General features: G+C 61.9%; 11 protein-coding genes. 4 read left to right on the forward strand and 7 right to left on the reverse strand.

Going from position 1 to position 10,702, the window contains the following annotated elements:
- A partial coding sequence (locus AC1D1X_RS07305) for an NAD-binding protein (RefSeq protein ID WP_477698060.1) occupies positions 1-234 on the forward strand: 234 nt, incomplete at its 5' end.
- Positions 235-239: 5 nt separating this feature from the next.
- On the opposite strand, the gene AC1D1X_RS07310 is transcribed toward AC1D1X_RS07305, so the two are convergent.
- The 3 genes from AC1D1X_RS07310 to orn all read right to left on the reverse strand — a co-directional run bounded on the left by AC1D1X_RS07310 (position 240) and on the right by orn (position 4,422).
- Complete coding sequence (locus tag AC1D1X_RS07310; protein ID WP_477668027.1) at positions 240-1,151, reverse strand: proline dehydrogenase family protein; 912 nt, start codon at positions 1,149-1,151, stop codon at positions 240-242.
- A 388-nt stretch (positions 1,152-1,539) separates the two neighbouring features.
- Positions 1,540-3,477 carry a DEAD/DEAH box helicase gene (locus AC1D1X_RS07315; protein WP_477698061.1) on the reverse strand — a complete coding sequence of 646 codons (1,938 nt, stop codon included), beginning with the start codon at positions 3,475-3,477 and terminating at the stop codon, positions 1,540-1,542.
- A 381-nt stretch (positions 3,478-3,858) separates the two neighbouring features.
- Positions 3,859-4,422 (reverse strand): oligoribonuclease, encoded by a 564-nt coding sequence (gene orn, locus AC1D1X_RS07320; protein ID WP_457279974.1) that lies wholly within the window; start codon positions 4,420-4,422, stop codon positions 3,859-3,861.
- A gap of 35 nt (positions 4,423-4,457) precedes the next feature.
- On the opposite strand from orn, the gene AC1D1X_RS07325 reads away from it, so the two are divergent.
- The 3 genes from AC1D1X_RS07325 to rsgA are packed head-to-tail and all read left to right on the forward strand — an operon-like array spanning position 4,458 to position 7,044.
- Positions 4,458-5,747: a M48 family metallopeptidase gene (locus AC1D1X_RS07325; RefSeq protein WP_477668029.1), complete on the forward strand. Its 1,290-nt coding sequence runs from the start codon at positions 4,458-4,460 to the stop codon at positions 5,745-5,747.
- Positions 5,744-6,064, forward strand: coding sequence for a 4a-hydroxytetrahydrobiopterin dehydratase (locus tag AC1D1X_RS07330; RefSeq protein WP_436157846.1), 321 nt, complete (start codon positions 5,744-5,746; stop codon positions 6,062-6,064). The genes AC1D1X_RS07325 and AC1D1X_RS07330 overlap by 4 nt, the downstream gene beginning before the upstream one ends.
- The gene (gene rsgA, locus AC1D1X_RS07335) at positions 6,061-7,044 is read left to right on the forward strand and encodes a ribosome small subunit-dependent GTPase A (RefSeq protein WP_477668030.1); all 984 of its coding nucleotides are present in this window, start codon (positions 6,061-6,063) and stop codon (positions 7,042-7,044) included. The genes AC1D1X_RS07330 and rsgA overlap by 4 nt, the downstream gene beginning before the upstream one ends.
- A 37-nt stretch (positions 7,045-7,081) precedes the next feature.
- On the opposite strand, the gene hisC is transcribed toward rsgA, so the two are convergent.
- The 4 genes from hisC to rplS form a co-directional block, all read right to left on the reverse strand.
- Entirely contained in the window at positions 7,082-8,164 is a 1,083-nt protein-coding gene (gene hisC, locus AC1D1X_RS07340; protein WP_477698062.1) for a histidinol-phosphate transaminase, read from the reverse strand.
- Positions 8,161-9,189, reverse strand: a complete 1,029-nt coding sequence (locus tag AC1D1X_RS07345; RefSeq protein ID WP_457279969.1) for a CobD/CbiB family protein — start codon at positions 9,187-9,189, stop codon at positions 8,161-8,163. The genes hisC and AC1D1X_RS07345 overlap by 4 nt, the downstream gene beginning before the upstream one ends.
- 326 nt (positions 9,190-9,515) lie before the next feature.
- Complete coding sequence (locus AC1D1X_RS07350) at positions 9,516-10,223, reverse strand: CoA pyrophosphatase (protein ID WP_477668032.1); 708 nt, start codon at positions 10,221-10,223, stop codon at positions 9,516-9,518.
- 66 nt (positions 10,224-10,289) lie between these two features.
- Positions 10,290-10,655: a 50S ribosomal protein L19 gene (gene rplS / locus AC1D1X_RS07355; RefSeq protein WP_077595343.1), complete on the reverse strand. Its 366-nt coding sequence runs from the start codon at positions 10,653-10,655 to the stop codon at positions 10,290-10,292.
- Between the last annotated feature and the right edge of the window lie 47 nt (positions 10,656-10,702).

The raw sequence follows: 10,702 nt of genomic DNA on the forward strand, positions 1-10,702 counted from the left end.
CTGCAGCTGCACGGCCAGCGCATGCTGGAGCGCGACTTCGCGCCGCGCGCCCGCATGGACATCCAGCTCAAGGACATGCGCAATGCGCTGGCCACCGCACAGGAGATCGGCTTTGAAGCACCGGTCACGGCACTCTTTGAACGGCTCTATGCCGAAGGTGTTGAAAACGGCCTGACGGACCTGGACCAGTCGGCGTTGTTTGTCGAACTGGCCAGCCGCAACGGCATGAGCTGAAGCGCTCAGCGAGTCAACAAGGCGCGCACCAGATAACCCGCGATGCGCGGATTTTCCTTGATGCGCCGCATGCTGTAACCGTACCAGTCCTTGCCGCAAGGCACATAGATGCGGACCGCGTAGCCTTCGGCCAACAGCCGGTCCCGCAGGCCTTCACACACGCCGAGCAGCATCTGGAACTCGAACGCCGAGTTGGCCACACGTCGGCTACGCGCCAGTGTGATCACCTGGTCCACAAGCTCCTCGTCATGCGTCGCGACGCCGACAAAGGTGCCGCTGTCAAAGCAACGCGCGATCTGGCGCAGGAAGTGCGGGTTGATCGCGCGCCGGTCGTGCCAGGCGCCCTCCACGAGATGCTCGCGCGCCTCGACATAGATGCCTTTGCAGACGCGCAGGTTTTCACTCGCGCCGAGCAGCGGGCCAATATCGTCATCGGTGCGGTTGAGGTAGGCCTGCAGCACCAGGCCGACATTGGCATATCCACGCTTTTTCAGGCGCAGCAACAAGTCGATCTCGCGCTGCGTGCAGCTGGCGTCCTCCATATCGATGCGCACAAAAATTGAGTGCGCCTTCGCTGCGTCGAGCAGGCGTTCCATATTGCGCTCGCAATGGGCCGCGTCGAGCAGCAGGCCGAGCGCTGTCGGTTTGACCGAGATGTTCGCGCGCAGTCCCTCACGCGCGATCGCTTCAAGCACCTTGAGGTATTCGCGCGTCGTGTCGTCGGCTTGAGACAAGGATTTGACGGTTTCGCCCAGGACGTCGACGGTCGCGGAAAAACCATCGATATTGAGCGCCACGATGCGGTTGATCGCATCGGCCACGGTGTCACCGGCGATATAACGGCGCGAGACTTTGCGGATCAGCGCGTGCGGCGCCAGCGGGATGGCAGAGGCCACCAGGGTATTGAACAGGGACATGACGATTTCCAAAAAAGAGAGATGAACGTGATCGCGGACGATGCGGGATCGTCACAAATGAAAAAGGCGGTCGGGATCAGGCACCCCGCCTGGGGCGATCCGGCGGGTGCGGGCAGTGCTTCAGCCTTGCAACAGGACGGACGTCCGGGTGCGCAGGAAGCAAAGAGTCAGTTCTTTGAAAGAGGAGGCCAGGCGGCTGCGTGCATGTGGATGTGTTTTTTGGCAAGCGCCGGACTGCCGGCGCGGCCATCGCATCATAACTTCAGCGGGCGTTGCAGGTGTCCGCGGGTGCGGCCCCCAGTCCGCACGGGGCCATAAAAAAAGCCGCCCCAGACATTGTCCGGGGCGGCTTTTTTATTTGCCCTTGCTGGCGATGCTTAATTAAGCATCAATCGCGAAAGGGCTTGGAGAACTTGCCGGGTTTCTTGGCCGCATCGCGGGGCACAAACACCTTGCCGGCAGGCTTGGCAAAACCAGGCTTGCGGTTGGCAAAGTCAGGGCGCGGTGCGAAACCTTCATTGCGGGAAGCAAAGCCTTCGTTGCGCGGAGCGAAGTTGCGGTCTTCACGCGGCGCAAWGCCGGTGTTGTTGCCGCCACCAAAACCACGGTCATCCTGACGGCGCGGGCCGCGGTCATTGAAACCGGAACGGTCGCCATAGCCACCCTGTGGTCCAGGAGCGCGGCCCTGGAAGGGAGCACGATCGTCACGGTCGTTGTGACGAGGTGCGCCGAAGCCGCCACCGCCAGCACCACCGCCAAAGCCACCTGCAGGCTTGCGGCCGGCATAGCCGCCACGATCACCACCACCGCCGAAGCTGCGGCCACCGCGGTCGCCGCGGTCACCGCCGAAGTTGCCGCGTGGGCGATCGGAGGTCGGGGCAAAGCGCTGCTGTGGCTCCAGACCGGCGATCACGCTGGGCTTGAGGTTCTGCTGCATGTAGTGCTCGATGTCCTGGATCTTGCGGCGATCGCGGAACTCGGCAATCGTGATCGCCTGGCCTTCGCGGCCGGCGCGGCCGGTACGGCCAATGCGGTGCACGTAGTCTTCGGCTTTCATCGGCAGGCCGTAGTTGATCACGTGGGTGATCGACGGAACGTCCAGGCCGCGGGCAGCCACATCGGTAGCGACCAGGATCTGGACACGGCCGTCGCGGAAAGCCATCAGGCGGCGGTTGCGCAGGCCCTGGCCCAGTGCGCCATGCAGCGCCACAGCGCTGAAGCCTTCCTGCACCAGGTCATTGGCCAGGCCGTCGCATTCAACCTGGGTGCAGGCAAACACGATCGACTGGTTCATGGTGGTGTCGCGCAGCGAATGATCCAGCAGCTTGCGCTTGTGGGTCATGTTGTCGGCCCACAGCAGAGACTGGGTGATCGACGCATGTTTTTCATGCGGCGAGTCGATCTCGACGCGCTGCGGCTGGCGCATCACACGCGTGGCCAGTTGCATGATGCGCGGCGCAAACGTGGCGCTGAACATCATGGTCTGCTTGCGCTCGATCGTGAGCTGGTTGACTTCGGTCAGGTCGTCGGCAAAGCCGAGGTCCAGCATGCGGTCGGCTTCGTCGACGACCAGGAACTGCACCTGGTCCAGCTTGATCTGCATGCTGCGCTGCAGGTCGAGCAGGCGGCCGGGGGTGGCCACMACGAGGTCGGCATTTTGCAGCTTGGCAATTTGCAGCTGGTAAGGAATACCGCCCACCACGTTGGCAATGCGCAGGCCGCGGCAATGGCGAACCAGGTCGATTGCGTCGGCGCAAACCTGCTGGGCCAATTCACGCGTCGGGCACAGGATCAGTGCACCGGGCGTGGCAGCCTTGAAGTTGCGCGGGCTGGTCGGGTCCTTGCGCTTGGGTTTTTTCAGGGGTGCTTCGCCGCGGGCGACGGCTTCGGCGCTCAGGCGTTCAAATTCGGAACGCTCAAAACGCTCGGCTTCTTCCTGCTGTTTCAGCAGGGTGTGCAGCACAGGCAGCAGGAAGGCTGCGGTCTTGCCGCTACCGGTCTGGCTGGAAACCAGCAGGTCGGTGAATTTGGCTTTGGGGTCGTTCTTGGCGTCGTGGTCCAGGGCCTGCATGGCCTTGGGGATGGTGGCCATCTGCACGGACGTCGGCTGGGTAAAACCCATGTCGGCGACAGCTTGCAGGAGTTCCTTGGCCAGGCCCAGCTTCACGAAACCGTTGGGTTCGGCTGCAACAGCTTCCAGGGAGGTTGCGGCTGCCGAAGGCTCGTCCGAAGAGAAGTCCGGAATCACGTGGATCACGGCTTCAGCGGTGGTATCAATATTTGTGTCGGGCAAAACGTCGCCACGAGCCTCAAAAGAGTCAGTCATGTTTTTTCTCACTAATCACCTGTGCGCAACGCTTTTGGCGAAGGAACAGGAAACTTCACCCCCGCGATGCGGAGGATTCGTTCATGGTTAATAAAACATCAACCATCAAACGAATATGCGGTCCAGGCAGCAGAAATGTGCCCGAAGCGGTGACTCCGTTATTGGAGTCAAAAGTGTGAGGTAGATGTACAAATGCAGGGCACCCAGTGCACTGCAAGCCCACGATTATAGCGTGCTTTACGGGTTTCTACCAATCCCCTGCTCAACCGGGGGCATCGCGGCTTCCTGCCGTCAGCCTGTACCGTGCGCACCCGCTATCATTTCAATAGCTGCTTGCGCTTGTCCTGTCTGGCTAAAACCCCGAAATGACTTACGCAGAATTCACTTCAGGAAGTGTTGCCGATAGTGCTCAAGTTCGTCAATCGACTCGTGCACATCGGCCAGGGCGGTGTGGCTCTGGCGCTTTTTGAAGGCGCTGTAAACCTCGGGACTCCAGCGCTTGGCCAGTTCCTTGAAGGTGCTGACGTCAACGTTGCGGTAGTGCAGGAAGGCTTCGAGTTTGGGCATGTACTTGACCAGGAAGCGCCTGTCCTGGCTGATGGTGTTGCCGCACAGCGGTGAAACACCCTTGGGAACGTATCGGGCCAAAAAAGCCAGAATCTGCGCTTCGGCATCTGCCTCGTCCACGGTGCTGGCCTTGACCTTGTCGATCAGGCCGCTGCGCCCATGGGTGCCCTTGTTCCAGTTGTCCATCTGGTCCAGCAACTCGTCGGTCTGGTGGATCGCCAGAACCGGGCCCTCAATGCGCGGCGTGAGTTGCGGGCCTGTGACGATGACGGCGATCTCGATCAGGCGCTCTTTTTCCGGGTCGAGGCCGGTCATTTCGCAGTCCAGCCAGACGAGGTTCTGGTCTGATTTTTTAAGTAGGGGTTCAGTTTCAGGCATCTTGCGATTCTCGCTGATCGCCTAAACTGCCAGCCATGACCGACTATTCGCTTGTTTTCACCGGGGTGTTTTCCGCCTTTCTGGTGTTGGGGCTGCTCACGAAGTTCTACCTGGCTTCGCGGCAGATCCGCCATGTGGCACGGAACCGGAACGCGGTGCCCGCCGCCTTCTCGGCCACCATTTCGCTGCAGGCGCACCAGAAGGCAGCCGACTACACAATCGCCAAGGCACGCTTCGGCATGCTGGAGATGGCTTTCGCCGCCGCCGTGCTGCTGGGCTGGACGCTGCTGGGCGGCATCGACACGCTGAACCAGGCAATCGCCGGTTCCGGCCTGGCCGCCTGGGGCGCGCTGGTGCCGCAACTGGCCCTGCTGGCCGCTTTTGGCCTCATCAGCGGTTTGCTCGACCTGCCCTTCACCCTGTACAGCACCTTCCGCATCGAAGAGCGTTTCGGCTTCAACAAGATGACCTTGAAACTCTGGCTGGCCGACCTGGTGAAGTCGACGCTGGTCGGCATCGTCATCGGCCTGCCCATCGTGGCGCTCATCCTGTGGCTGATGGGCAGCGCGGGAAGCCTGTGGTGGCTGTGGGCCTGGGGTGCCTGGATGGGTTTTAACCTGCTGGTGCTGGTGCTCTACCCCACCGTCGTCGCGCCGATGTTCAACAAGTTCAAACCGCTCGAAGACGAGACACTGAAGGCGCGCGTGACAGCCCTGATGCAGCGCTGCGGCTTTGCGGCCAAAGGCCTCTTCGTGATGGACGGCAGCAAACGCTCGGCCCACGCCAATGCCTATTTCACCGGCTTCGGCGCGGCCAAGCGCGTGGTGTTTTACGACACCCTGCTCAAACAGCTCAACCCCGGTGAAGTTGACGCCGTGCTCGCGCATGAGCTGGGCCATTTCAAGCACAAGCACATCATCAAACGCATCGTCTTGATGTTTGCCATGAGCCTGGCCGGTTTCGCCTTGCTGGGCTGGCTGTCGTCACAGGTCTGGTTCTATACCGGCCTGGGCGTGCGGCCCAACCTCACCGGCGCCAATGACGCCCTGGCGCTGCTGCTCTTTTTGCTGGTGGTGCCGCTCTTCAGCTTCTTCATCTCGCCGGTGTTTGCGCAGTTCTCGCGTAAACACGAGTTCGAGGCCGACGCCTATGCCGTGGCGCAAACCGACGGCAAAGACCTGCAGAGCGCCCTGCTCAAGCTCTACCAGGACAATGCCAGCACCCTCACGCCCGACCCGGTATTTGTGAAGTTTTACTATTCGCATCCGCCCGCCTCCGAACGGCTGGGCCGCATGATTCCTTCTGTTGAAAGCACCGCGACATGAGCAACCCGATCCACCAAAACCGCCGCGCCCTGAGCGCCACGGAAATCGTCACCCAGTTGAGCAAGCTCAATGGCGAGCAGGCCCTGGGCTGGCGCCTGATCGACGGTTCGCTGGAAAAAACCTACAGCTTCAAGAACTACTACGAGACCATCGCCTTCGTCAACGCATTGGCTTTCATTGCCAATGCCGAAGACCATCACCCCGACCTGGCCGTGAGCTACGGCAAATGCACCGTGCGTTTCAACACGCATGACGTCGATGGTGTTTCAGTCAGTGACTTTTTCTGTGCGTCGAAGGTTGACGCCTTGCTGGCTTGAGCAAACCGGCACGCCCTGCCGCCGCGCCCGTCGCAGGCACGCGGCCCGGGCTGGTGGTGGCGGGTTTTGGCCGCCATGTGCTGGTAGAAACCGACACCGGCGAACGCCTCATCTGCCACCCGCGCGGCAAGAAAAGCCAGGCCGTGGTGGGAGACCGCATTCGCTGGCTGCCTTCCGAAGACGAAGGCACCATCGAGAAAATTGAAGAGCGCCGCAACCTGTTTTACCGGCAGGACGAGATGCGCACCAAGTCCTTCGCCGCCAACCTCGACCAGGTGCTGATCCTCATCGCAGCCGAGCCCGAGTTTTCGGAAAGCCAGCTGACCCGCGCGTTGATTGCCGCTGAAGCAGAGGGTATCACCCCCATCATCGCCCTTAACAAAAGCGACCTCACCGAGCCTTTCGGGCGCGCCTGGGCCAAGCTGGCGCCCTACCGGGCCATGGGCTACAGAATGCTCTCGCTGGCCATCAAGCCCAAAACAGCGACAAGCGGGCCGGCCGATGCCCCGCACCCGGAACTGCAGGAACTGACGGACTTGCTGCGGGACAAAAAGACGCTGGTGCTGGGACCTTCAGGCGCGGGCAAAAGCAGCCTGACCAACCTGCTGGTGCCCGATGCACGGGTGCTGACGGCGGAAATATCGCAGGCCCTCAATTCAGGCAAACACACCACCACAAGTACCACGCTGTACTGGGTGAATACCGGGACGGACGGTCAGAGGAGCACCGCGCTGATTGATTCGCCGGGCTTTCAGGAGTTCGGGCTGCACCACATTGACCCAGTGCAGCTGGCCAACTACATGCCCGACCTCAAGGCGCACGCCCAGGACTGCAAGTTCTACAACTGCACCCACCTGCATGAGCCGGGTTGCGGGGTGATTTCAAAGGTCAAATCGGGGCCCAGCCCAGACGGAATCAGCGCAAGCCGCTATCGTTTGTATAGCGAACTATTTGCCGAGCTGTCGCAACCCCGATATTGACGGGAACTGACGGGCAGCGCCCGTCCGGGCAATAGCGTCAGGCCTTGAGCAGCTCGCGGCAGGCCTGCACCAGCGCCTCACACTGCGCCGGCGTGCCCACGCTGATGCGCAAATGCTGGTCGATGCGCGGCTGCCTGAAATGGCGCACCAGGATGTTTTTTTCGCGCAAGCCGGCCGCGAAGGCCGCTGCGTCGTGGCCAGGATGGCGAGCCAGCAGGAAGTTGGCCTGCGATGGCAAGACGTCAAAGCCGAGGCCTTGCAGCTGCCGGCTTAACAGATCACGGCTCTGGATCACGGCCGTGCGAGTCGCTTCAAAATAAGCACGATCCTCGTAAGCCGCCACGGCACCGGCGATGGCCAGGCGGTCCAGCGGATAGGAATTGWAGCTGTCTTTCACCCGCTCAAGGGCTTCAATCAGGTGGCGCTGGCCGGCGGCAAAACCAACGCGCAATCCGGCCAGCGAGCGCGACTTGGACAGCGTGTGCACCACCAGCAGGTTGGGATAACGCGCAATCAGTTCAATGGCGGTTTCGCCGCCGAAATCCACATAGGCTTCGTCTACCAGCACAACCCGCTCGGGCTGTTGCTGCAACAGTTGCTCGATCTGCGCCAGCGGCAGGCCGGTGCCGGTGGGCGCGTTCGGGTTGGCAATCACCACGCCCGCGCATGGCGCGGTGTAATCCGCCACATGGATGCGCAGGGACGCATCCAGCGGCACGAGCCCGGCCTCAATGCCATAGAGCCCGCAGTACACCCTGTAAAAGCTGTAGCTGACATCCGGCATCAACAGCGGCTGGCCGTGGCGGAAAAATGCGCAGAAAGCGTGCGCCAGCACTTCATCCGAACCATTCCCAGCAAACACCTGGCCGGTGTCTATGCCGTGGTAGCCGGCAATCGCCCGCCTGAGTGCATTGGCCTGCGGGTCGGGATAAAGCTGCAGGCCGTTTTGCGCCGCGGCCGTGATGGCGGCAACGACACGGGGCGATGGCGGGTATGGGTTCTCGTTGGTGTTGAGCTTGACCAGGTCCGCAACACCGGGCTGCTCCCCCGGCACATACGGCACAAGACCGCGCACCGCAGGGCTCCAGAAGGATTGCCCGGAAGGCAGGCTGCCGCTCATCCGAGCAGGCGTGCCAGGGTCAGCAGCGCCAGCAAGACCATCCACAGCACCACGGAACGCCACACCAGCCCCACGATGCTTCGCAGGTGCGCCACTTCGGGCTCCCGGCCAGGCGTGGCTTCTGTGGCGATGCCGTCTTCCGCATCCAGGCCACCCGCCTGGAAACTTTGCGAGGTGTCCGCCGAAAACGTGGTCTTGAGCGCTTCGCCGCCCAGGCGCACGTTCACGGCACCGGACGTGGCAGCCAGGATGATCCCGTCGTTGCGGTTTTCAGAGGCCGAAGGAGTGCCAACCGGAAACCGGTGCGTGTAGTTGCGCCAGGCATCAATGGCGTCTTCAAAACTGCCGACCACCGCGAAACCCAGCGAGGTGACACGGGCGGGCACAAAATCAATCACGCCCCAGGCACGGCTTGCGGCAAGCTGCAACGCCGTGCTGGCGCCCTCGCCTGCTGCAGCGGCGGTCCTTCTTTTATAGGCCCAGTAGCGTGAAACGAACTCACTCATGCGGTAGAGCACGGCGCCTGCGGGCCCCAGCCCCAGCGCAGCGAGCACCGAAAACCAGCCCAGCACGCCGAACACATGGCGGTGCGCGGCCAGCACCGAATATTCAATCACGTGGCGGACAATTTCGCTGCGCGGAAGCTCGCTCGCATCGACCTGGCGCCACTGCGCCAGCAATTCGCGCGCTGTCGTTTCGTCGCCGTCATCCAGCGCGTCGCGTATGTCCGTGAAGTAGTGGCTGAACTGCCGAAAGCCCAGCGTGACATAGAGGATTGCCACGTTCCATGCAAAAGCCAGCACGGGGTTGATGGTCCACAGCAGCCAGTGAATCAGGAAGGTGACCAGCGCCGGCACCAGCACGGCGACCGTCCATGCGATCCAGCCGTGGTGCGGTTTGCCGGCATCCAGGCTGCGGTTGGTCCAGCGGGCCCAGCCCCGAAATCCCGCATGAATCCAGTTGCCGCGGGCCAGCGGACGGGCCTGTTCGATGATGAGTGCAAACAAAACGGCAAAAAAGCTCATGAGGAATCATAACTTGGCCCCCACGCTTTTCACTTCGTGTAATGCGCTKCCCCCCGAGGGGGCCGCCCGCCTGCGGTCTGGCATAGCCAGCCCCGCGGCTCATGCTGGGTTTAAGAGTTCAGTTAGCACAACCCAGCGGGGCCCGTGCGAGCAGGGGCCGCGGAACTGGCTCTGCCAGGCCGTAGGCGCCGTCCCCTGCAAGGGGAAAAGGGCTACACGAAGTGAGCCCGATAGGGGTGTGCTAATTTTTCGGCTTCGCCGGCCCCAGGCGCCGCCCCCTGGAAGGGGGGAACAGGCTACACGAAGTGAGCCTGGACGGTGGTGGGCTAAGCCACCAGAAAACGATAGAGATTACGCAGCATGCCGGCCGTCGCGCCCCAGATATAACGCTCCCTGGCCTCGTTGCCATCACCTTCCACGGAGGGGTCTGAGTACGGCATGGAAAGCCATTGGCGCAGGGCGCCGTCGAACTCCATCTCGTGGCGGCGATGATTGGCCGGGTTCATCAGGTAGCCCAGCGGCACCTCGAAGACATCTGCGACTTCACCCGGATTGGGCTGCAGCACGAACCCGGGCCTCACCAGCGCCACCACCGGCGTGATGATGAAAGCGGTACCGGTGACGTAGGTCGGCAAGGTGCCCAGCACCTCCACATGGTCGCGCGGCAAGCCCACCTCCTCGTGCGCTTCCCGCAGCGCGGTGTCTACCGCATCGCGGTCGGTTTCATCCGTACGGCCGCCGGGCAAGGCGACCTGGCCTGAGTGCGTGGACAGGTTGGTGGTCCGCTCCGTCAGCARCAGTGTCAGCTCGTCCCGCATGACCAGCGGAATCAGCACCGCAGCCAGCGCAGGCGTGCGGTCGGTGAATGTCTTTTCAACGCTGTGTTCGGGAGTCCACACAGGCGGATGCCGAAAACGCTGGCGCAGGGCCTCCGGTGAAAGGTGCGCCGAAGGGACCCCCGCCAGATGGTCATCAATACCCAGCACCGGGATGCTGCGCGGGTCAAACTTCGGCAGGGGCCGGGTGTTGTTCATGGAGTGAGAGGTTAGCAGGCAAAAAAAAGCCGCTCGACAGAGCGGCTTTTCAGGGCGGAGGTGCTTTTAGGCAGCCTTGGCGCCCAGCTTTTCCTTGATACGTGCGGATTTGCCGCTGCGGCTACGCAGGTAGTACAGCTTGGCACGGCGCACATCACCACGGCGCTTGACTTCAATCTTCGCGATCAGCGGGCTGTAAACCTGGAACGTACGTTCCACGCCTTCGCCGTTAGAGATCTTGCGAACGATGAAGCTGGAATTGAGGCCGCGATTGCGCTTGGCAATCACCACACCTTCAAAAGCCTGCACGCGTTTACGCGTACCTTCCACCACATTGACGCTCACGATCACGGTGTCGCCGGGAGCGTAAACGGGAATGGTCTTGTTCAAGCGGGCGATTTCTTCCTGCTCAAGGGTCTGGATCAGATTCATGGTTTATTCCATCTAACTTCTTCGCTCATACACGCGCTACGCTAAAG

It is taken from the genome of Polaromonas sp. P1_G4, from assembly GCF_056405475.1.